Source organism: Pseudomonas fortuita, assembly GCF_026898135.2.
Classification (GTDB): Bacteria; Pseudomonadota; Gammaproteobacteria; order Pseudomonadales; family Pseudomonadaceae; genus Aquipseudomonas; species Aquipseudomonas fortuita.
Map to the genome: position 1 here is coordinate 1669695 of NZ_CP114035.2, position 22280 is coordinate 1691974.

The window sequence follows — 22280 nt, forward strand, 5'->3', positions numbered from 1 at the left end:
ACCAACAAGAACACAACAAGGGGGCAGTCATGAGGGAACAGCTACGGGCGCCGGCCAGGCGTGGTGCCTGGCCATTGGCGGCCAGCGCATTGCTGGCACTGGCATTGGGGGTGTGGGCCGACAGTGCCCAGGCCGCCGCTGCCGACGAATACTCCACCGAATCTGCCAAGGCCAGCCAAAGCCTGCTGATCGGCGCCACCCATGCCGGCAAGCGCCTGGTGGTGGTGGGGGATCGCGGCCACATTCTGTTCTCCGACGACCAGGGCAATACCTGGACCCAGGCTCGCGTACCCACCCGGCAGTTGCTCACCGCCGTGTTCTTCCTCGATGACAAGCGCGGCTGGGCGGTCGGCCATGATGCGCAGATCCTCGTCAGCAGCGACGGCGGCGCAACCTGGACCAAGCAGTTCGAAGACCTCGCCCGTGAAGCACCCTTGCTCGATGTCGCTTTCCTCGATGCGCAGCACGGCTTTGCCGTAGGGGCCTATGGCGCCTTGATGGAAACCACCGACGGCGGGCAGCACTGGCAGGACGTGGCCGAGCGCCTGGACAACCCTGACCAGTTACACCTGAACGGTATTGCCCGTGTGCGGGATGCCGGCCTGTTCATCGTAGGCGAGCAGGGCGGCATGTTCCGCTCCGCCGACAACGGCCAGACCTGGGCCAAGGTGCAGGGCCCCTACGAGGGCTCGCTGTTCGGTGTGATCGGCACCGCCCAGTCGCACGCCTTGCTGGCCTACGGCCTGCGCGGCAACCTGTTCCGTTCCACCGATTTTGGTGACAGCTGGCAGCCGATCGAACTCAAGGTCGCGCGCGGCAACCTCGAATTCGGCCTGGCAAGCGCTACGCTTCTCGATGATGGCACCTTGGTGCTGGTCGGCAACGGCGGCAGTGTGCTGCGCAGTACCGATGGCGGCCAGACCTTCAGCGTGTACAACCGCGCCGACCGCATCGCCCTGGCTGGCGTCAGCGGCCTGGCCAATGGCGGCCTGCTGCTGGTGGGGCAGGGCGGCGTACACCTGGCGGATGCCCAGGGTGCCGAAGGGGTGAGCCGATGACCAGCAGGGAGAGCATTACCATGCACCCGCACCACCAGGACAAGGCCACGCTGCTTGAGCGCCTGATCTTCAACAACCGCCCCGTGGTCATCGCCCTGTGTGTGCTGGTGAGCATTTTCCTGTTCTGGCAGGCGACGCAGATTCGCCCGTCCACCAGTTTCGAGAAGATGATCCCGCTGCAGCACCCGTTCATCGAGCAGATGATGGAGCACCGCAACGACCTTGCCAACCTGGGTAACACCGTGCGCATTTCGGTGGAGGCGGTGAATGGCGACATCTTCGACAAGGACTACATGGAGACCCTGCGCCAGGTCCATGACGAGGTGTTCTACATCCCCGGCGTCGACCGTGCCGGGCTGAAGTCACTGTGGAGCCCCAGCGTGCGCTGGAGCGAGGTAACCGAGGAGGGCTTTTCCGGTGGCGAGGTGATCCCCAACACCTACAACGGTTCGCAGGACAGCCTCGACACCCTGCGCGACAACGTGCTCAAGTCCGGCCAGGTGGGGCGCCTGGTGGGTAACAACTTCAAGTCGAGCATCGTCGACGTGCCGCTGCTGGAGAGCTACCCCGACCCGCAGGACCCAGGCAAGCAGGTGAAGCTGGACTACCAGCAGTTCTCGCACCTGCTGGAAGAGAAGATCCGCGACAAGTTCCAGGCGCAGAACCCCAATGTGAAAATCCACATTGTCGGCTTCGCCAAGAAGGTCGGTGACCTGATCGATGGCCTGGTGATGGTGGCGATGTTCTTCGGCGTCGCCCTGGCCATTACCTGGGTGCTGTTGTACTGGTTCACCTGGTGCATACGCAGCACCATCGCCGTGCTCATCACTACCCTGGTGGCGGTGGTCTGGCAGCTGGGGCTGATGCATGCGGTGGGCTTTGGGCTGGACCCATACTCGATGCTGGTGCCGTTCCTGATCTTCGCCATCGGCATTTCCCACGGGGTGCAGAAGATCAACGGCATCGCCTTGCAGTCGAGTGACGCCGACAACGCCCTCACGGCGGCCCGGCGCACCTTCCGCCAGCTGTTCCTGCCGGGGATGATCGCCATCCTTGCCGACGCGGTGGGCTTCATCACTCTGTTGATCATCGATATCGGGGTGATTCGCGAATTGGCCATCGGCGCCTCCATCGGTGTGGCGGTGATCGTGTTCACCAACCTGATCCTGCTGCCAGTGGCCATTTCCTATGTCGGCATCAGCAAGAAGGCCATCGAGCGCAGCAAGAAGGACGCGACCCGCGAGCACCCCTTCTGGCGCCTGCTATCGAATTTTGCCAGTGCCAAGGTGGCGCCGGTGTCTGTCACCCTGGCGCTGGTCGCCTTCGCCGGTGGGCTGTGGTACAGCCAGAACCTGAAGATCGGCGACCTCGACCAGGGCGCGCCGGAGCTGCGCCCTGACTCGCGCTACAACCAGGACAACAGCTTCATCATCAGCAACTACTCGACCAGCTCCGACGTGCTGGTGATCATGGTCAAAACCCCGCCCGAGCAGTGCTCGGTCCACGCGACCATGGCGCCTATCGACGAGCTGATGTGGACCATGCAGAACACCCCGGGTGTGCAGTCGGCGATTTCCCTGGTGACCGTGTCCAAGCAGGTGATCAAGGGCATGAACGAGGGCAGCCTGAAATGGGAAACCCTGTCGCGTAACCCGGACATCCTCAACAACTCCATCGCCCGTGCCGACGGCCTGTACAACGGTGACTGCTCGCTGGCGCCGGTGCTGGTGTTTCTCAACGACCACAAGGCCGAGACCCTGGAGCGGGTGACCGCCGTGGCCAAGGCGTTTGCCGACAGCCACAACAAGGAAGGCCTGCAGTTCCTGCTGGCGGCGGGCAACGCCGGGATCGAGGCGGCGACCAACGAAGTGATCAAGTCGGCCGAGCTGACCATCCTGATCCTGGTGTACATCTGTGTGGCGGTGATGTGCCTGATCACCTTCCGCTCGTTCGCCGCCACCCTGTGCATCGTCCTGCCGCTGGTACTGACCTCGGTGCTGGGCAATGCACTGATGGCCTACATGGGCATCGGGGTGAAGGTAGCGACCTTGCCGGTGGTGGCGCTGGGTGTGGGGATTGGCGTGGATTACGGCATCTACATCTACAGCCGGCTGGAAAGCTTCCTGCGTGCCGGGTTGCCGTTGCAGGAAGCCTATTACCAGACCCTGCGTTCGACGGGTAAAGCCGTGTTGTTCACTGGTTTGTGCCTGGCCATCGGCGTGTGCACCTGGATCTTCTCGGCAATCAAGTTCCAGGCCGACATGGGGTTGATGCTGACCTTCATGCTGCTGTGGAACATGTTTGGCGCGCTGTGGCTGCTGCCGGCGCTGGCACGGTTCCTGATCAAGCCGGAGAAGATGGTGGGCAAGGAAGGTGGGTCCATTTTCGCCCATTGAATCGCAAGGGGCCGCTTTGCGGCCCATTCGCAGCACAAGGCTGCTCCTGCAAGGGTTACGCGATCCCCTGTAGAAGCAGCCTTGTGCTGCGAATGGGCTGCAAATCAGCCCCAGGGTTATAATGCCGCCATATTTCCCACAGGTACCCCCATGTCCCCCCTCGCCACCGCCCTGCAGTCCTGCGACATGCTCCTGATCGACGGCCTGCACGCCTTCGATTTCACCGCCGACGCATCCGGCCTCACCGTCGAATGCATGGACGGCCGCCAGCTGCGCCGCTGGTCCTTCACCCCTGATCAGGTCGCCGCCGCTATCGCCACCGGTGATGAATGGCAACTCAACGATGCCAACGGCGAGCATCGGCTAGTCTGTATGAGTGCCTTTCGCGCCCCGGATGAAGACCAAGATGAACCGGATCTGGACGAACCTGCTGACCGCTAGCCTGATGAGCCTGACAATCCACGCCCACGCCGCTACCTTGCTGGTGGGCAGTTACACCGATGGTGCCAGCCAAGGCATCTACCGCTATCAATTCGACGACAAGGTCGGCCATATTGACCCCACGCCCTTGCAGGTGGTGAAGAGCGTCAGCCCTTCGTGGCTGGTGTTGTCCGCCGACCAGCGTCAGCTGTTCGCGGTGAATGAAACCCCGCAGGGCCATGCCAGCAGTTTCAGCATCAGCAGCAAAGGCGAAATCAAGCCGCTCAACCAGGTGGCCACCGAGGGCGACGAGCCAACCCACGCCAGCATCAGCCGTGACCAGCGCTACCTGTTCGTGGCCAACTATGCGGTCAAGCCCGACCCCGGTGGCAGCCTGGTGGTGATTCCGGTGGCCAGGGACGGCAAGCTCAAGCCCGTGGTGCAGCAGGCCCGACACCAGGCCAGCGGGGTAAACCCTGAGCGCCAGGCCGGTGCCCATGTGCATTCGCTGGTGCTGTCGCCTGATGGCCAGCACCTGTATGCCAGCGACCTGGGTGCCGACAAGGTGTTCATCTACCGGTACGACGGCGCCAGTGCGGACCACCCGCTGACAGCGGCGATACCGGCGTCCGTGGCTTTGCCGCCGGGCAGCGGGCCGCGTCACCTGCTGTTCGATGCCAAAGGCCGCCATGCCTACCTCACCCTGGAAATGAACGCCGAGGTGGTGATGTTCGATGTGCAGGACGGCAACCTGGTCGAACGCCAGCGCTTGCCCCTGACCGAGCACCAGGAGGCAGCAGCCAAGGCTGCGGGTGGCTTGCACCTGTCGGCGGACGGGCGTTTCCTGTACGTGAGCAACCGCGGCACGGCTAACGAGATTGTGGTGTTTGGCGTGAGCAAGGACGATGGCCAGTTGACCTTCCTGCAGCGTCGTTCGGTGGAAGGCGATCACCCCAGGGAATTTGCCCTGGACCCGAGTGACAACTTCCTGCTGGTGGCCAACCAGAAGAGCAACCAGATCGTGGTGATGCGTCGCGATCCGCGCAGCGGCAAGCTGCTGGAGACGGTGCAGACGCTGCAGCAGGATGCACCCTCGGACCTCAAGTTCATCGAGTGATATCGATTGGCGTGATAATCGATACTGGCGCAATGAATTTTTGCGTGCGGCCTCGGCGGCGTAAGTTTGACCCAAGGCCCAAGCGGGCCACCGTCAAACCACCGCCGTCGAGGTCAGCCCAGATGAACTTCAATCTCTTCCCGGTTATTGCCGCATCCGCCATTTCCGCATCGGTCGTACTGCCGGCGCATGCCCATGCCGACAGCAGCGGCAAGGCCTCTGCCACCCACAGCTACACCGAGCAGTACCTGCGCCAGAGTGCCAACTTCCATGCGGCCTTGAGTGCCAAGCAGCACCACTGAGCCAGCCTGCTGCGGCCCCTGTGGGAGCGGCCTTGTGTCGCGAAAGGGGCGCACAGCGCCCCCAGGATTTGAGCGGTTTACTCTAAGAATGCTGGGGCCGCTGTGCGGCCCTTTCGCGACACAAGGCCGCTCCCACAGGGGACCGTGTAAAGCTGAGAGCTGTTCATTTGGCCATGACTGACCTGAACAGCTCCGAAGCCAGCCACCCCTCCAGCCAGCTCCGCACCCGCGGATAAGCCGCCTCGGCGAACCACTGCGGTTCGACCCCGGCAAACTGGCGCATCAGGGGTAGCAACGCGGCATCGGCAATGCTCGGGTGGTCGGCCAGCAGGTAGGGCCGGCCGGCCAGCAGGCCTTCGAGCTCCGCCAGCCAGGCCTCGGCCTGCTGGCGGTAATGCTCGCGGGAATGCTGCGGGTAACGCTCGGCATACTTGTACAGGTTCACCTGGGCCTTGAACGTGCTGTCGTTGCGCGCAATCAGCGCTTCAGCCTGCTGCGCCGCCGCAGGGTCAGCCTGTAGCTGCCAGTCCTGCGGGTCGTTTTGCGTCAGCGCCCAGCGCATGATGTCCAGGCTTTCTTCCAGTACCCCGGCACCGGTATCCAGCACCGGTACCGTGCCCTTGGGCGACAAGGCCAGCAGTGCTGCCAGCTTGTTCTTCATCGCCACCTCACAGATTTCCACCGCGCACCCGGCATAGCGCAAGGCCAGGCGCGCGCGCATGGCCCAGGGGCAGCGGCGGAACGAGTAGAGGATCACCCGCATACCTCCACGTCACTCAGGCCATTGCCCTGGCGGCGCACCTGGATTTGCACCGGGATACGCTCGTGCATTTCCTGCACGTGGGAGATCACCGCCACCTTGCGGCCTTGGGCCTGCAAGCCGTCGAGTGCGTCCATGGCCAGTTGCAGCGACTCGGGGTCGAGGCTGCCGAAGCCTTCGTCGATGAACAGCGATTCGATGCGCAGGGTGCTGGAGGCCATCGAGGCCAGGCCCAGGGCCAGGGCCAGTGAGACCAGGAAGGTTTCCCCGCCCGACAGCGAATGCACCGAGCGCAGTTCGTCGCCCATCTCGGTGTCCAGCACCAGCAGGCCCAAGGCGCTTCCGCCACGCTTGAGGCGGTAGCGGCGGGCCAGCTGGCGCAACTGGGTGTTGGCGTGGTGCAGCAGCAGATCGAGGTTGTAACCCTGGGCGATCTTGCGGAACACATCGCCCGAGGCTGAACCGATCAAAGCGTTCAGGCGCCCCCAGCGTTGCCATTGCTGATGGGCCTGTTCGATTTCTGCCGCCAACGCCTGGTGTGCCTGCTGGCGACGTTGGTCGTCGGCCTGTTGCGCGCGCAGTTCGGCGCACTGCTGCTCGTGGCTGGCCAGGCGCGCGCGCAGCCCGGTCAGGGCGTGCTCCAGGGCTTCGGCCGAGGTGTCCACGGTCATTTGCGTGGCGTGTTGTTGCAGGCGTTGTTCGCGCTCCTGCAGCAGCACACGGCCCTGTTCGATGGCTTTTTCGGCGTTTTGCAGGCGCTGGCGCAGTTCATTGACGTGCGCGTCATCCATGGCCAGCAGGCGATCCAGGCCGGCGTCATCCAGTTCCGGGTGCTCGCTGCGCCACTGGGCAATCTGGCCCTGCAACTGCTGGCACTCGGCGTCCAGCGCTTGCTGCTGCTGGACGTTGGCCTTGAGTTCACTGGCCAGTTGCACACCCTGGGTGCGCAGGTCTTGCAGGCGCTGGGCGGTGTCGGCGTCCAGGGCGCGGGCTTGCTCCAGCGTGCTGTTCATGTGCTGCTGCCAGGCTTCTGCACTGCTGTGCTCACCCAGCAGTTCGCCGAGTGAGGCCTGGGCCTGCTGGCGTTGTTCTTCGAGGACGGCCAGTTTCTGCTGCAACTGCTGCAGCCCTTGCACGCGCGCCTGTTGCTGGTCGTGCAACTTGTCCAGCTGTGCCTGACGGGCTTGTTGTTCTTCCAGTTCGTCCTTGCGCTGCTCCAGTTGCTGGAGGCGCTGGGCAATCTGCTGGTCGAGGGCGAGGAAGGCATTTGCCGGGTCTTCGTTGAGGGCCTTGAGGGCTTGCTCGGGCAATACGCCAGCGAGGTCGCTCAGCCCCTGCTGCAACTGCTGCTCATCGTTGGCCAGGGCCTGGTGCTGTTGCTCCAGATGACGCTGGGCCTGCTGCTGGGCGTCGTGGGCAGCCTGCAATTGCTGGTTGAGGCGGGCGGCATCTTTTTGCAGGGCGAGCAGGGCGCTCTGGCGCTTCTCGTCCTGGCCGATTTCTTCATCCAGGCGCCGCAACTGGCTGTCGAGCCAGGTGCTGCGGGCCTTGTCGTCCTGCGGGGCGAGGGCCGGCCACAGGCTGTGCGCCTGTACCTGGGCCACCAGCGGTTGCAGCTGTTCGCCCAATTGTTGCAGTTGCTGTTGGTAGTCCTTGAGCTGGGCATTCACCACGCCCAGCTGGGTACGCAGTTCCACCAGCTTGCCGTTGAGGGTTTCGACCTGCTTCTGCGCGGCCTCTTCTTCGGCCTGGTCATGGCGACCCAGGCTCTGCAGCAGCGCTTCGGGCTGATGAAACGGGTGCTCGGCGCTGCCACACACGGGGCAGGGTTCGCCGTCGCGCAGCTGGCCACGCAGTTCTTCGACGCTGGTGTTGCGCGCCAGGCGCTGGCGTTCCAGCAACTGGCGGGTGAGGGTCAGCGCTTGCTCGGCCGCTTCCAGCTCGGCCTTGGCGGCGGTGCCTTCGGTAATCAGTTGCTGGCGTTGCTGCATGGCCTGCTGCTGCCGTTCGCGCATGGCATCCAGCTGCTGGCGCAGGTCTTGTTCACGGCCATGCAGGCGCGACAGCTCCTCGACGGCGCGCTGTTGCTTGCGGTTATCCTGCAGCATGCCACCGAGCAGGTCGATTTGTTCGGCAAGGGCCTGCGGTTCGGCCTTGGCTTCACGGAATAGCAGGTCATAGGCGTCGCGCTCGGCCTGCAGGTGAGCATTGGCCTGGCTGGCCTGGGCCTGCAGGCCGGGCAGTTCATCACGGCCTTTGGCCAGGCGGCCACCAATCAGCATCACCTGCTTGAGCTGCGGCAGATAGGCGTGCCAGGCATCGGCCAGGCCCGCCAGGTGCTGGCTGTCGGCCAGTGCGGTGTCGATGTTGGCCAGTTGCTGCAGGCTGCGCTGCTGGTTGGCTTCCAGCTGCTGCACCTGCTGCTGGCCCTCGGCGACCTGTTGTTCAGCCTGTTGGCCGGTGCTGCGCTGCGCGGCCAGCTCCTGGCCCAGGCGGGCCACGTTGTCCTGGGCGGCAAAGGCCTGACGCAGGCGTGGTGCGTTCTCGCTGTGCCGGGCCTGGCGGTCGGCAAGCGCTTGGCGTGCGGCGCTCAGCGCCTGTTCGAGCTCGAGGGTGCGCAGTTGCAGCTCGGTTTGCTGTTGCTGTTGCTCAGCGATCTTCGCGGCCATGGGTGCCAGTTGCGCAGCCAGCGCCTGCTGGCGGTGGAACTGGTGGCGCTGCGGGGCAAGGCGTTCCAGGCGTACGAGGTCCAGGCGGGGTTCGGCCAGTTGCTGCCAGCTGTGTTCGGCGGCCTGCAGCGCGGTGCCGGCTTCGGCATGCTGGGCCTGCAACTGGCGTTGCTCATTCAGCCAGTTGCGTTGCTGTTCCAGTTGGCGCTCGCCGGCCTGGTCGGCCTTGAACTGCTGCTGCGCCTGCTCCAGGCGCTGGTCCAGTTCGGTGCGGGCTTCGGGGGCCATTGGTAACAGGTGGCTGGCGCGGTCCTTGAGGGCGTTGTGGGCCTCGGCGGCTTCACGGGCCTTGCTGAAGGCACGCTGGCCCAGGCGGGTGTAGATGGCGGTGTTGGTGAGCTTTTCCAGCAGCTCGCTGCGCTCTTTGTCGTCAGCCTTGAGGAAGGCCCCGAACTCGCTTTGAGCCAGCATCACCGCACGGGTGAACTGCTCGAAGTTCAGGCCCAGGCGGGCTTCGACCAGTTGCTTGTATTCGTTCTTGCCGCTGCCCAGCACCTGTTCGCTGTCCAGGTCGTAGAAGCTCTGGCGGCTGTGTTGCAGCTTGCCATTGGCCTTGTCGCGGGCGCGGTTGGCTTCCCAGCGGGCGCGGTAGCGGCGGCCGTCGATACCGATGAAATCGACCTCGGCGAAGCCACTGCCGGTGCCCCGGCGCAGCAGGTTGCGCGGGTCGTAGGTGGGGATTTCGCCATCGGCGTCGGGCACCTTGGCCTCGCGGCCAATGTCGTTCAGGCGTGGCACCGTGCCAAACAACGCCAGGCACAGGGCGTCGAGCAGCGTGCTCTTGCCCGCCCCGGTGGGCCCGGTGATGGCAAACAGGCCAGCGCTGGCCAGCGGCTCGGCGGTAAAGTCGATTTCGACCGGGCCGGCCAGCGATGCCAGGTTCTTCAAGCGAATGGCGAGAATCTTCATGGCTGCTCCTCTTCATGCTGCACGTCCTGCAACAGCAGGGCAAAGTCGGCCAGCGCCTGCTCATCTGCGGGGTTGCCATAAGCCTGCTCCCAGGCGCGGCTGAACAGGTCCTGCGGGGTCATCTGGGAAAGCTCGACAAAGGCCAGGTCATCGTCTTCGGCGTTATTGCGGCCGGCGTATTCGGCGCTGATGCGGATCAGCCGCACTGCCTTGCCTTCCAACGCCGTTTCAATCTGCTGGCGCAGGTCGGGTTGCGGCTCGTCCAGTATCACCCGCACCTCCAGCCAGGGCTGGCGGTTGGGGTCTTCGAGCAGGTCGATCACGGGCAGGTCGGCCAGTTGTTGCAGCAGTTCGCCGAGCGGCGCCGGGCCGACCCGTTGCAGGGCCACCGCGCGCGGTACCGGGCGCGGTTCGACGCTGACCAGGTCGGTGCCGTCCAGCTCCACTTCCAGCACCTGGTGCGGGTAGTTGATTTCGGCGAACGACAGCGGGATCGGCGAGCCGCTGTAGCGGAGGCGTTCTTCGCGGTTGACCTTCTGCGGCTTGTGCAGGTGGCCCAGGGCGACATAGCTGATGGCCTTGTCGAACAGCTTGGCCGGCAGTGCCTCGGCGTTGCCGATGATCAGGCTGCGCTCCGAGTCCTCCGACACCGAGCCACCGGCCATGTGCGCATGGCTGATGGCGATCAGCGCCTGGTCTTTCTTGCGCTTTTTCTGCGCGGCGGCGATCAGTTGCTGGTGCACCTGGGTGATGCCTTGCAGATAGTCGTCGCCCAGGTTCGGGCCGGTGACCTCGGCCGGGCGCAGGAAGGGCAGGGCCAGGCACCAGGCGGCGACCTTGCCGCGGCCGTTGGTCAACGGGATCAACAGGCGCTCGGCATCCAGCTGGCCTTCATCCAGCCAGTGCACACGGCCCAGGGCATGGGTGCGCAGACGGCGCATCAATGCGGCGGGCAGCTCGATGCGCGAGCCGGAGTCGTGGTTGCCGGCGATCATCACGATGTCCAGCTTGGGCTGTTGCTCATGGGCCTGGACGATGAAGTCGTAGAGGCGCTCCTGGGCTTTGACCGGCGGGTTGACCGTGTCGAAGATGTCGCCGGCAATCAGCAGCGCATCCGGCTGGCGCAGGCGCAGCTGGCCGAGCAGCCAGTCGAGGAAGCAGGCGTGTTCGAAGTCGCGTTCCTGGCCGTGCAGGCTTTGGCCCAGGTGCCAGTCGGAGGTATGAAACAGACGCATGGATGACCTGTTGGTGTCGAGTCGGGCAAGCGGGGAAAGGGCGGTATGGTAACCCAAGGATGGGGTTGAGAGGTGTCTGCCTGGAGATGTTTGGCGGCTGTGAGATCGAGCGCCGCCCGCGCGGCGCATCGCGAGCTGCTACGTTTGTTTCGGGCCAGTAACGTCTGTGACAGGCGCGCGCGCCCCCCTTGTCCATACGACGCAATACCGAGACATGCGCCAAAGCGTTCGCGCGCAATTCCCCCAGGAATAACTGGCCCGAAACAAACGTAGGAGCGAGCGCAGCTCGCGATGCGCCGCGCGGGCGGCGCTCGATCTCACAGGCGCTGAAAACCTTGTGGCGAACACCTGGTGGCCTACTTGGGATAAAGCGGCGGCAAGCTGCCGTTGTCACCCGTCGGCAGCAGCACCTGCTCAGCCGGCGGAATGGTGCCAATCGCCCGCCATAAATCCTCACCCTGCCAATACTGGCCACTCTCGCTATACAACGCCCCGTTCAACCCATCCAGCGCATCCGACAACGGCACGAAGCGCGCGGCCATCTCGGCCAGGGTTTCCGGTTGTTGCCGGGCCCACGCATCCAGCGCCTGGCGCGTGGCCTGGGGGTCGTTGGCCTGGCACGCACGCTTGAGGTCGTCCAGCAAGGTACGTGGGCTTGGCCCGTTCTGCGCCGCGCGCAGCACCGCAGGCCGCGAGCGGGCGCGCCACCACAGGGCAAAGCCCAGCACGGTGGTCAGGGCGAACACCAGTGTGGCCAGTTGCCAAGGCCACAGCAGGGTGCTGGCGCTGCTGTTGTCGCCCACAGGGGTGTCTGCGCTTAGCGCCGGGTTGTCCTGCACATTCAGGGTGCGCGCCGGCAGGCTGCTGTGTTCCAGATGGTCTTCGCGGGTGTTCCACCAGGCCACTTCCAGCGCCGGCAAGGTCAGCGTACCGGCGTGAGTCGGCACCAGGGCTTCGCGTTCTTCGCGGTTGGCGGTCATGCCGCGCTCGCTGATTTCGTTGCGCAGCAGCGGTTGGTCAGGGTAGCGGCGCAAGCCGATGATCTCTGTGGCGGGCAGCGGCGGCAGTTGGGTGCTGGACAAGCCCTCGGCACGCAAGGTGATGTTGCGCGTCAGCGAGTCGCCAATCTGCACCTGCTGGCTGCCCGGGTCGGGGTTCCAGTGCTCTTCCAGGGTCAGGCTGCGGGCTGGCAACCATGGTACGCCAGCGGGCCAGGCCGCGGGAATCGGCCGCACGGTGAGGCGCAAGGGCAGCGAACTGACCTGCACCTGGCGGCCGGCGCGCGCCGTGCCATTGGCTTGTGGCGCTTCGTCGTTGCTGGCGGCGGCAGTGGCGGTAAAGGTCAGTGAGGGAATATCGAGGCTGCCACTTTGCTGCGCGTACACCGCATAGCGGGTTTCGATCACGCCATGACGCACGCCGTTGATTTCCTTTTCATACGTGCGCGATTCGCCTAGTGGCTCGACCTTGGCGTTCTCCAGTTGCAGCGGGCTGAGGCTGCTGTCGTCGTACAGCGCCACCGAATGGTAGATGCGCAGGGTCAGCACAGCCTGGGCCTGGACGTAGACGTCGTTGCTGTCCAGGGTCGCTTCGATGAACACTTGCGAGGCGCTGTCCTGGCGGCTGGCATCGGCTTGCAGCACTTGCAGTTCGATGGCCTGGCTGTGCGACTGGCCCAGTTGCAGCTCGGGAATGCGCAGGCTGCCGCTGCGCCGTGGCAGCAGGGTGATGATCCAGCGGGTACTGGCGCGGGTTTCACCGTCCAGGGTGTGCAGGCTGTTCAGCTGGCGCGTGCCGCGCACTTCAAAGTCACCTTCCAGGGCGCGCAGGTCGGGCTTGCCGAACTCGGTGACGTCCTGGCTTTCCAGGGTCAGCTCCAGGCTCTCGCCGGCTTCCAGGCGGGTGCGGTCAACGCTGGCTTGCAGCAGCGGCTCGGCCTGGGCCAGCACGGCCCATACCAGGGTGAGCAGAAAGACGCCGAAGCGACTCATCGTGGGGTTTCCTGATGCAATTGCTGTTCATACCAGAATTTGCGCCGCAGCAGCTCCGCCGGGTTATCGGGGATCTCCCGCAGCCATTGTTCCAGGGCCTGGCGCTGCTCGGTGTCGAGGCTGGTCGAAACCGGGCGCTGTGGCGGCTGGGTGACATTGTCGTCAGCACCCGCCTGGTTGCCGGGCGCGGCCTGGTTGTTATTGCTGCTTTCACCGGGTTGTTCGGCGTTGGCCTGTTCGTCGCTGCCGGGCGTGCCTTGGGCCGGGCTGCTGGACGAGCTGCTATTGCCTTCGGTTTCACTGCCGGGTGTACCTTGGGCATCGCTGCTGGCTGACTGCTCCTCGGCCTTGGCCTCGCGCTGTTGCAGCAGTTGTTGCACCAGCGCCTGGTTGTCCAGCGCCGGTTGCAGGTCTGGCTGGCGCTCCAGGGCTTGCTCGTAGGCGTCCAGGGCGGCCTCCAGTTCGCCGCTGCGGGCGAGGGCATTGCCTCGATTGTAGTGGGCGGCGGCTGTGTCGCCTTGGGAAAATGCCTCGGCGGCACGGGCATAGTCGCCGGCCTGGTACAGGGCCATGCCGCGCCACTGTGGGTTCTGGAAGTGGCGTGCGGCGCTGGCCGGGCGGTTTTGTTCCAGCAGGCGCTGGCCTTGCTGGTCGGGGCGCAGCCACAGGTCGTTGAACTCAAAGGCCTGGCTGGGCTGTGGCAGGGCCAGCAGCAGTGGCAGGCAGAACAGCCAGCCACGACGGCCGGCGCAGGCGGCCAGCAACAACAACGGGATCAGCAGCCAGTAACCCTGGTCGGCCCAGCTGTCCAGTTGCAGGGTCTGGCCGTCATTGCGTGCGGTGCGCGGGTTGTCGAACAGGCCCAGCCCGCGCAGGTCGAGGTCGTCGATGCGGGCATGCCGGTAGCGTCCGCCCGTGCCGTTGATGAAGCCTTTGAGGCTGGCGCTGTCCAGCCGTGGCAAAAGAATGCCGCCCTGGTCGTCCTTGAGGTATTCGCCGCTGGCCTGGCGTACCGGCGCGCCTTCGCGGCTGCCAATGCCCAGCATCAGCAGGCTTGGGCCTTGACGGCCGAGGGCCTGGCTGATGCCTTGCCGTTCCTGGGCACTCAGCGACGAGCCGATCAACAGCAAACGCCCTTGGCCCAGGCCACTCTGGGCCAGCAAGGCCAGGCCTTTTTGCACGGCCAGGTCGGCGCGTTGGCCAGGTTTTGGCATGATCGACGGGTCGATGGCCTCCAGCAGGTTGCGGGTGGTGGCCAGGTCATCGGACAGCGGCACCAGGGTGTGCGCCGAGCCGGCATACACCACCAGCGCAGTCTGGCTGTCACGGCGGCGTTCGAGCAGGTCGAGCACCTTGCGCCGGGCCTGCTCCAGGCGGTTGGGCGGGCTGTCGTCGGCGAGCATCTGCGGGGTCAGCTCCAGCAGGATCACCAAGGGGTCGGCCGGGCGCTGGCGGTTTTCTTCCACACGCTGCCAGCTGGGCCCGAGCAGGGCCAGGATCACCAGCGCCCAGGCCAGGCCCAGTGCTATCCACGGCAGCTTGCTTGCGCTGCCGCTGCCACCGCCCAGCAATACGCCGTGGAAGGCCGGCGGCAAGATCATCTGCCAGCGCCCGGCGCGCTTGCGCCGGTGCCACAGCTTGTACAGCAGCCAGCCGAGCAGCGGCACGGCCAGCAACCACAGCGGGCGAAGCCATTGGGGCCACAGTTCGATCATCGCCGCCTCCTCAGGCGCAGGCGCTTCAGACGCTGGCGCCATTCCGGGTGCGGCTGCAGGAAACGCGGCTTGCGCAGCAGGCGTTGCAACAAGTTGTTGGGCCATTGCACGGCCACCACCAGCAGCACGCTGAGCAGCAGCGCCAAGGCCAGGGGCCAGGCGTACAGGGCCTGGGCCGTGCGTGCCTGGGTAGGCTGTTGGGCTACCGGCTCCAGCTGATCGAGGGCGTCGCCGATGGCGCCCAGTTCGGCGCCGTCATGGGCACGGAAATAGGCACCGTGGGTGATGTCGGCGATTTCCTTGAGCGAGGCCTCATCCAGGTCCAGGCTCGGATTCAGGCCAAGCAAGCCGGGGGTGCCACTGGCTTCGGGGTTGGCGCCAATGCCGATGGTGTAGATACGCACCCCTTCCTGGGCGGCCAGGCGGGCAGCGGTCAGCGGGTGGATTTGCCCGCCGTTGTTGGCGCCGTCGGTGATCAGCACCAGCACCCGGCTTTGTGCTGGCCGTTGGCGCAGGCGTTTGACCGCCAGGCCAATGGCGTCACCGATGGCGGTGTTTTTGCCGGCGATGCCGATTTGCGCCTCCATCAGGAATGTACGCACGGTGCGCCGGTCGAAGGTGAGCGGCGCCTGCAGGTAGGCCTGGCTGCCGAACAGGATCAGGCCCACACGGTCGCCTTCACGGTCTTGCAAGAAGTCGCCCATCAGCGCCTTGACCAGGTCGAGGCGGCTGATGTCTTCGTTTTTCCACTGCATGTCGGGGAAGTCCATCGACCCGGACACGTCCACCGCCACCAGCAGGTCGCGGCCGCTGGCGGCCACCGGCACCGGATCGCCCAGCCATTGCGGGCGGGCGGCGGCGCATAGCAGCAACAACCAGATGACCACGAACGGCGCCTGCTGGCGCCAGGTGGGCAGGTTGAGCCGTGCGCGGCGCCCTGCCAGGCCTTCCAGCTCGTTGAGGAAGCCTACCTTGAGCACCGGCTCGCCGCTGTCGGCGGCCGGCAGCAGCAGGCGCGCCAGCCAAGGCAGCGGCAACAGGGCGAAGACCCACGGCCAGGCCAGTTCAAACATGCTTGCGGATCCAGGTTTCGACGGCTTGGCTGAGCCCGGCAATGGCCTTGTCATCAAGCTTGCACTCAGGCTTGTAGGCGCCTTCGACCAGTATCATCCAGCGGGTCAGGCCGGCAGCCGGGCAGCGGTTGTCGAGAAATGCCAGCCACTGGCGGCCGTTGAGGGTGTGGCTGTTGGCACCCGGGTAGTGGCTGCGGCACAGGCGCTTGAGCAGGGCGTTGATGTGTTGCAGCCAGGCCCCGGCCGGAGCGCCGTCGTAGGGGCGCGGCAGGCGCGCCAGCTCGGCCAGGGCGGCCACGCGCACCGGGTCGAGCGGTTGTTCGGCGCGCACGATGCGGCGTTTGCCCGGGCGCCAGCGGCGCAGCCGCCACAGGCCCCAGCCCAGCAATGGCAGCACGGCCAGCAGCAGCCACCAGCCGGGCGCAGGCGGCCACAGGCCGACAGGCGCAGGCTCGATCAGTGGGTGCAACTGGTCGAGCGGGTTCATGACGCGCTCCTTGGCCGCTGGGCGTTCAGGTACTCGCGCAGTTGCTCGATCATGTCGCTTTGGGTGCTCAGCGGCATCAACACGACGCGCAGTTTCTGGGCCATCAGCTCCCAGCGCTCGATGCGTGCTTCGGCCTGCTTGCGATAGGCCTGGCGCAGGTTGGCGTCCAGGGTGTCGAGTTCCAGCTGCGCGCCCCGCTGGGCAAAGCGTAACAGGCCGGCGGCAGGGAGGGCGTGGTCGAGCGGGTCGGAGACTGGTAGCAGCAACAAGTCGCAGTGGCGCGAAAGCATGGCCAGGTGCTGTTCGCACTGCGCGGTCAGCGCACGTTCGTCGCAAATGACAATGGCCAGGCTGCCAGGGCGCAGTACCTCTCGCGCCCGGCGCAGGGCCAGGCCAAGGCTGTCGGCCTGGGGCACGGCTTCGGTGTGCAGCGACTGGTTGACCTTGGCCAGGCGGTTGAGCAGTTGCAGCAGGCTCTGCTTGCTGCGCCGGGGCTTGATTTCGTGAGGGTCGTTGTCACCGAACACCAACCCGCCTATGCGGTCGTTGTGGCCCAGTGCGGCCCAGCCGAACAGTGCCGCAGCCTGGGCCGCCAGCACCGACTTGAACAGCAGGCCCGAACCAAAGAACAGCCGTTGGCTTTGCTCGACGAGGATGAAGATCGGCCGCTCGCGCTCTTCGTGGAACAGCTTGGTGTGCGGTTCCTGGGTGCGTGCAGTGACCCGCCAGTCGATGTTGCGCACATCGTCGCCGGCCTGGTACACGCGCACCTGGTCGAAGTCCACCCCGCGCCCGCGCAGCTTGGAATGGTGCAGGCCCACCAGCGGGCTGCGCTGGCCGGGCTTGGAAAACAGCTGGATTTCGCGCACGCGGTGGCGCATGTCGATCAGCTCGGCAAGGCCGATGCGGATGCCGGGTTCGGCCAGCTGCGCGGTGGGCATTGGGTCAGGCAACGGCGACGACGTCGAGGATGCGCTGGACCACACGGTCCTGGTCGATCCCCGCCGCCTCGGCCTCGAACGACAGGATGATGCGGTGGCGCAGCACGTCGAACAGCACGGCCTGGATGTCTTCGGGGCTGACGAAGTCCCGCCCGGCCAGCCAGGCGTGGGCACGCGCGCAGCGGTCCAGCGAGATGGAACCGCGTGGGCTGGCGCCGTAGGCGATCCAGTCGGCCAGCTCGGTGTCGAACTTGGCCGGGGTGCGGGTGGCCATCACCAGTTGCACCAGGTATTCCTCCACCGCGTCGGCCATGTACAGGCCGAGGATTTCCTTGCGCGCAGCAAAGATGGCCTGCTGGCTGACCCGGCGCTCGGGCTTGGTTTCGCCGCCCAGCGCTTCGCCACGGGCTTGCGCCAGGATGCGCCGCTCCACGGCTGCGTCGGGGAAGCCGATTTTAACGTGCATCAGGAAGCGGTCGAGCTGGGCTTCGGGCAGGGGGTAGGTACCTTCCTGCTCGATCGGGTTCTGCGTGGCCATGACCAGGAACAGCGGCGACAGGTCGTAGGTGCTGCGGCCCACGCTGACCTGGCGCTCCGCCATGGCTTCGAGCAGTGCCGACTGCACCTTGGCCGGGGCGCGGTTGATTTCGTCGGCCAGTACCAGGTTGTGGAAGATCGGCCCCTGCTGGAACACGAAGCTGCCGGTTTCCGGGCGGTAGATTTCGGTACCGGTGATGTCGGCCGGGAGCAGGTCTGGGGTGAACTGGATGCGATGGAACTGCGCCTCGATGCCTTCGGCCAGTTCTTTGATGGCCTTGGTCTTGGCCAGGCCCGGGGCACCTTCGACCAGCATGTGGCCGTCGGCCAGCAGCACGATCAACAGCCGTTCGACCAGTTTCTCCTGGCCTAGGATCTGGGTAGAAAGAAAGGTGCGCAGCGCGGTCAGCGCTTCACGGTGTTCCATCAGTGACGGTTCCTGGTATGGGGCCGCAGGCGGGGCTGAAGGCAGCTGCCCTGGCAAGGGGTGATACTTTAATCCATCCGGGGGGGTGGCGACCAATGGCGGCTGGGAAATTTATCCAGCCCTGGGCCTTGTATATACAGAAATGTCCTGCAAGTGGCTGGCCAAAGGCCGATGTTCTGCGGCGGGGTCCTGGCGCCTGCTTGTGCTTCTGACGCAAGCAGGAGCACAACGATGGAACTGAACAGCTGCAGTAATGAAGCCGCTGCGCCGCTCACTTTGAGGTTCGGCGTGTTTTTCGACGGCACGGGTAACAACCAGCACAATGCGATATCGGCGGATGCGAACGGCGACAAAGGCGCCAGTTATGCCAACGCCTTGAGCAATGTGGCCCTGTTGCATGCGCTGTACCCGGCGCAGGCGGCCGATACGGGCGGGGCCATGGCGTTTCTGAAATGTTATGTGGAGGGGGTGGGTACCCGAGCCGGTGAGGCGGATGGCACCTATGCCTCGGCCACCGGGCGTGGCCACACGGGGGCGCAAGCGCGGGTTACCGAAGCCTTGGCGGGGCTTGCCGGGCAACTGCGCGATTGGCGCTGGGCGCATCCGCAGGCCATGCTGGCGCAGGTCGAGTTCGACCTGTTCGGCTTCAGCCGCGGTGCGGCGGCAGTACGTCATCTGGCAAATCTGCTGCACGACGACGGCGCCAGGCTGCTGGCAGTACCGTGCAGTATCACGATCAATTTCATCGGCCTGTTCGACACCGTGGCTGCGATCATTGCGCCGTTGCAGGGCGATTTCGACCCTGCCGACGACCGCCATGGCGGCTTGCGGCTGGGCCTGGGTACCGGCATTGCCCGTCATGTGGTGCAACTGGTGGCGGGGGATGAGCAGCGGCACAACTTCCCATTGGTGAGCAGCGGTCACGACATCGTGTTGCCGGGTGTGCATTCGAATATTGGTGGTGGTTACCCGAGCAGTACGCTGGAGCGGGTACTGCTGTGCAAACCGCAGTCACAGCGTGTGATGCGGCGCGTCTGCGCTGAACAGACCCGCGCATATGCCAAGGTAAGTGCGTTGTTGGCGTCGGCATTTGGCGGCTTGGGCGCGCGGGTGATTACCTGGGAAGAAGCGATTGCCGGTGGGCGGCCAGAGGAGGCGCAAAAGCAGGTGTATGCGGCGGTGTACCGGGAGCGGGAGGTGGCGGGGCAGCTTTCGCGGGTGTACCTGAGTGTCATGCGTGAGCTGGCGGTGCGTGCGGGGGTGCCGTTTGAGCCGTTGGGTGGGCAGGCTGAGCATGGGGTGCCGGCTGATTTGCTGGAGATCAGCCGCAAGTTGCATGCGTTTGCCCTGGGTGAATGTGAACAGCCTGGCCTGACCGGGGATGAGCAGCGGTTGTTGCGTGACAGGTATGTGCACACCTCGGCGAACTGGAATGCGCTGAAGGGGTTGCGCAACAGTGTGCTGGATATGTTGTTCATCAACCGGCCAGCGGCAGGCGGTCGGGTGGTGCATCCGAACCCGGTAGCTTTATCAACCTGAACCGGCCTCATCGCCGGCAAGCCGGCTTCCACACGGATCGCGCCGCACTCAAGAGGTGTGGAGTCCTGTGGGAGCTGGCTTGCCGGCGAAAGGGCTGCAAAGCAGCCCTAGGGTCTAAGCCAGCTGGCGACGCTTACTGGCTAAATATGCCTCCTGCGCCAGGGTCAGCAGCACGGTCAGCAGCATGAACACCACCGAAGCGATGAAGATGCCTTCGGGCAGGCGCTGATCGAGCATCCAGCCGAATGCAATGGGCCCGAGAGCGCCGCCGATGTTGAAGCCGGTCGAGACCAGCCCGAAGGTTTTACCCTCGGCACCACGGGGTGCCGCCGCCTTGACCAGCATGTCCCGCGACGGCGCGATGACCCCGGTCAGCAAGCCGATTGCCCCCAGTACCGCTACCAATGCCCAGTCCCGCACCAGCCCCAGCGCCACCAGCGTCGTCAGCGCCGCCGCCAGGGCAAAGGCCATGGCCGCCACCAGGCCATGGCGGCGGGTGCGGTCAGCCAGGGCTCCGCCGCACAAAACGCCCACTGCACTGCTGAGCAGAAACGCCGTGAGCGCCGTGTTGGCCCAGGCCAGGGTCAGGCCTTGGCCCTGGACCAGGGCGGCCACGGAGAACTTCTCGATGGCACTGGTGCTCAGGTTCAGCAGGATGAACAACACCGTCAACACACCGATCATCGGCGTGAGCAAGCGCACGCGGCCAGGCGCAGCACCAAGGCCAGCGTCACTTTTGTTGCCATGCCCGCAAACCTGATAAATGCCGCTGCGTGGCACAGAGATCAGCAGCAGCGCGGCAATACCTACCACCGCACCTGCTGCCAGGGCGGCCTGGGTACCCAACACGGCGGCGATGCCGAGAAATACCGCTGGCGTTACCGCCGAACCGAGGAAACCGGCGAACGTATGGATCGAGAACGATCGCCCCAGGCGGCCTGCCTCAATGCCGTTGACCAGCAACGCGTAGTCGGCAGGGTGGTAGACGCCATTGGCCAGCCCGGCCAAGGCCATCGCTACCAGCAATACCGCATAGCCGGGGCTGACCGCCAGCATCAGGAAACTGAGACTGCCCAGCAGCAACCCGGCCTTGAGCACCTTGCGCGCACCGTAGTGGTCGACGGCAAAGCCCAGCGGTGCCTGCACCAAGGCAGAGACGATGTTGAACACCGCCAGGGCCACGCCAAGCTCGACGAACCCCACGCCCAGCAGGCCGGGGAGGACGGGCAGCAATGCCGGGATCAGCATGATGTGCACATGGCTGACAAAGTGCACGGCAGCAATTTGGGTAAGAAGCTTGGGGCCAGCTTGGGGCATGTCGATACCTGTCGAACGGCGTGGATACAGGGCGCAGGGTAGGTTGGTTGTAAGCTGTCTATCGGGATGAACGGCTGGCGCGTGGCAGGCGCCCGTTCAGCACGGCATACGCCAGCAGGCCAATGACCAGCCCCCAGAAGGCCCCGCCAATGCCGAACAGGCTGATGTTGGCCGCCGCCGCCAGGAAGGTGATCAGTGACGCTTCGCGCGAGCTGGCATCCGCCATTGCGCCGGCCAGGCTGGCACCGATGGTGCCCAGCAGGGCAAGGCCGGCCAGAGTCGTGATAAAGGTACCTGGCAGCGCCATGAACACACTGGCCAGGGTGACCCCGAACACCCCCACGCCGATGTAGCAGACACCGGCAGCAATCCCCGCCACCCAGCGCTTGCCCGGGTCTTCATGGGCTTCCTTGCCGGTGCAGATGGCCGCCGTGATAGCGGCGATGTTGAAGGCGTGGGAACCGAATGGCGCCATCAGCAATGAGCCCAGGCCCGTGACCGCGACGATCGGGTTGGCGCTGGTCTTGAAGCCGTCGTTGCGCAGCACCAGCATGCCTGGCATGTACTGGCCGGTGAGTGTGATCAGGAACAATGGCAGGGCCACGCTGAGGGCGGCATTGAGGGTGAAGGTGGGCGCGGTGAACACTGGGGAGGCGAATTCCAGCTGCAATGCCGTCAGGCCTGCTTGCCCCTGCAGCAGCAGGTAGCCCAGGCCCAGGAGCAGAATGCCAACCACGGCATAACGGGCGGTGAAGCGTTTGAATGCCACATAGGCCGCAATCAGCAGCCCGGCCAGGACGGGGTCGAGCGACAGGCTGGCAAAGGCGCCGATACCGAACTGCAGCAGGATGCCCGCCAGCAGCCCGGCGGCAATGCCGCCAGGGACCACCCGCACCAGGCGCTCGAAGCACCCGCTCAGCCCCAGCACCACGAAGCCCGCGGCCGACAGTAGGTAGGCACCGATGGCTTCGCTGTAGGGCACGCTGGCCAGGGCGGTGACCAGGAATGCTGCGGCTGGCGTGGACCATGCCGTGATTATCGGCTCGCGGCTGTACCAGGACAGCAACAGGCCGCTGAGGCCGACGCCGATCGACACGGCCCAGACCCATGATGACGTCAGCTCTGGACTCAGCCCGGCCACCTTGGCCGCCTGGAACACCAGGATGAAGGTGCCGCCATAGTTGACGATGACCGAAACGAGCCCGGCTATCACGGGGTGAAGGAGGTCTGTAGGCCGAAACGGGGTTGAAGAGCTTTGTGCAGGCGCGTCCATGGTTGCCTCTGGTGAAGGTCGGGTGCAGCAGGGGCCCGGCTGCGAGGTGCCGCC

General features: G+C 65.4%; 17 protein-coding genes. 6 read left to right on the top strand and 11 right to left on the bottom strand.

Annotated elements, in window-relative coordinates; translation table 11 throughout:
- Positions 1-29: 29 nt before the first annotated feature.
- The 5 genes from OZ911_RS07575 to OZ911_RS07595 all read left to right on the top strand — a co-directional run bounded on the left by OZ911_RS07575 (position 30) and on the right by OZ911_RS07595 (position 5293).
- Positions 30-1058, top strand: coding sequence for a WD40/YVTN/BNR-like repeat-containing protein (locus tag OZ911_RS07575; protein ID WP_023048020.1), 1029 nt, complete (start codon positions 30-32; stop codon positions 1056-1058).
- Positions 1059-1078: 20 nt separating this feature from the next.
- Positions 1079-3454 (top strand): efflux RND transporter permease subunit, encoded by a 2376-nt coding sequence (locus tag OZ911_RS07580; protein WP_033731806.1) that lies wholly within the window; start codon positions 1079-1081, stop codon positions 3452-3454.
- A gap of 150 nt (positions 3455-3604) precedes the next feature.
- The gene (locus OZ911_RS07585; protein WP_016485544.1) at positions 3605-3895 is read left to right on the top strand and encodes a DUF5629 family protein; all 291 of its coding nucleotides are present in this window, start codon (positions 3605-3607) and stop codon (positions 3893-3895) included.
- Positions 3861-4991, top strand: coding sequence for a lactonase family protein (locus tag OZ911_RS07590; protein WP_024717868.1), 1131 nt, complete (start codon positions 3861-3863; stop codon positions 4989-4991). The genes OZ911_RS07585 and OZ911_RS07590 overlap by 35 nt, the downstream gene beginning before the upstream one ends.
- A 122-nt stretch (positions 4992-5113) precedes the next feature.
- Positions 5114-5293 (top strand): hypothetical protein, encoded by a 180-nt coding sequence (locus OZ911_RS07595; protein ID WP_016485546.1) that lies wholly within the window; start codon positions 5114-5116, stop codon positions 5291-5293.
- Positions 5294-5456: 163 nt separating this feature from the next.
- Here the strand turns inward: OZ911_RS07595 and OZ911_RS07600 are convergent, their stop codons facing one another.
- The 9 genes from OZ911_RS07600 to OZ911_RS07640 form a co-directional block, all read right to left on the bottom strand.
- Positions 5457-6050, bottom strand: coding sequence for a glutathione S-transferase (locus OZ911_RS07600; protein ID WP_031311997.1), 594 nt, complete (start codon positions 6048-6050; stop codon positions 5457-5459).
- Positions 6047-9691, bottom strand: coding sequence for an AAA family ATPase (locus tag OZ911_RS07605; protein WP_070086445.1), 3645 nt, complete (start codon positions 9689-9691; stop codon positions 6047-6049). Before OZ911_RS07605 ends, OZ911_RS07600 begins: the two co-directional genes overlap by 4 nt.
- The gene (locus tag OZ911_RS07610) at positions 9688-10926 is read right to left on the bottom strand and encodes an exonuclease SbcCD subunit D C-terminal domain-containing protein (protein ID WP_023048392.1); all 1239 of its coding nucleotides are present in this window, start codon (positions 10924-10926) and stop codon (positions 9688-9690) included. Before OZ911_RS07610 ends, OZ911_RS07605 begins: the two co-directional genes overlap by 4 nt.
- Before the next feature lie 356 nt (positions 10927-11282).
- A complete protein-coding gene (locus OZ911_RS07615; RefSeq protein WP_016485550.1) occupies positions 11283-12917 on the bottom strand; it encodes a BatD family protein in 1635 nt (544 codons plus the stop codon).
- Positions 12914-14632: a vWA domain-containing protein gene (locus tag OZ911_RS07620; RefSeq protein ID WP_070086446.1), complete on the bottom strand. Its 1719-nt coding sequence runs from the start codon at positions 14630-14632 to the stop codon at positions 12914-12916. The genes OZ911_RS07615 and OZ911_RS07620 overlap by 4 nt, the downstream gene beginning before the upstream one ends.
- Positions 14629-15705: a vWA domain-containing protein gene (locus OZ911_RS07625; protein WP_070086447.1), complete on the bottom strand. Its 1077-nt coding sequence runs from the start codon at positions 15703-15705 to the stop codon at positions 14629-14631. The genes OZ911_RS07620 and OZ911_RS07625 overlap by 4 nt, the downstream gene beginning before the upstream one ends.
- A complete protein-coding gene (locus OZ911_RS07630) occupies positions 15698-16192 on the bottom strand; it encodes a DUF4381 domain-containing protein (RefSeq protein ID WP_070086448.1) in 495 nt (164 codons plus the stop codon). The genes OZ911_RS07625 and OZ911_RS07630 overlap by 8 nt, the downstream gene beginning before the upstream one ends.
- Entirely contained in the window at positions 16189-17133 is a 945-nt protein-coding gene (locus OZ911_RS07635; RefSeq protein ID WP_016485554.1) for a DUF58 domain-containing protein, read from the bottom strand. Before OZ911_RS07635 ends, OZ911_RS07630 begins: the two co-directional genes overlap by 4 nt.
- A gap of 4 nt (positions 17134-17137) precedes the next feature.
- Positions 17138-18097, bottom strand: coding sequence for an AAA family ATPase (locus tag OZ911_RS07640; RefSeq protein WP_016485555.1), 960 nt, complete (start codon positions 18095-18097; stop codon positions 17138-17140).
- Between the two features lie 231 nt (positions 18098-18328).
- On the opposite strand from OZ911_RS07640, the gene OZ911_RS07645 reads away from it, so the two are divergent.
- A complete protein-coding gene (locus tag OZ911_RS07645) occupies positions 18329-19636 on the top strand; it encodes a T6SS phospholipase effector Tle1-like catalytic domain-containing protein (protein WP_023048608.1) in 1308 nt (435 codons plus the stop codon).
- A 114-nt stretch (positions 19637-19750) separates the two neighbouring features.
- On the opposite strand, the gene OZ911_RS07650 is transcribed toward OZ911_RS07645, so the two are convergent.
- Positions 19751-20953, bottom strand: a complete 1203-nt coding sequence (locus OZ911_RS07650) for an MFS transporter (RefSeq protein WP_016485557.1) — start codon at positions 20951-20953, stop codon at positions 19751-19753.
- Positions 20954-21011: 58 nt separating this feature from the next.
- Complete coding sequence (locus OZ911_RS07655; RefSeq protein WP_023049012.1) at positions 21012-22226, bottom strand: benzoate/H(+) symporter BenE family transporter; 1215 nt, start codon at positions 22224-22226, stop codon at positions 21012-21014.
- Positions 22227-22280 lie beyond the last annotated feature (54 nt).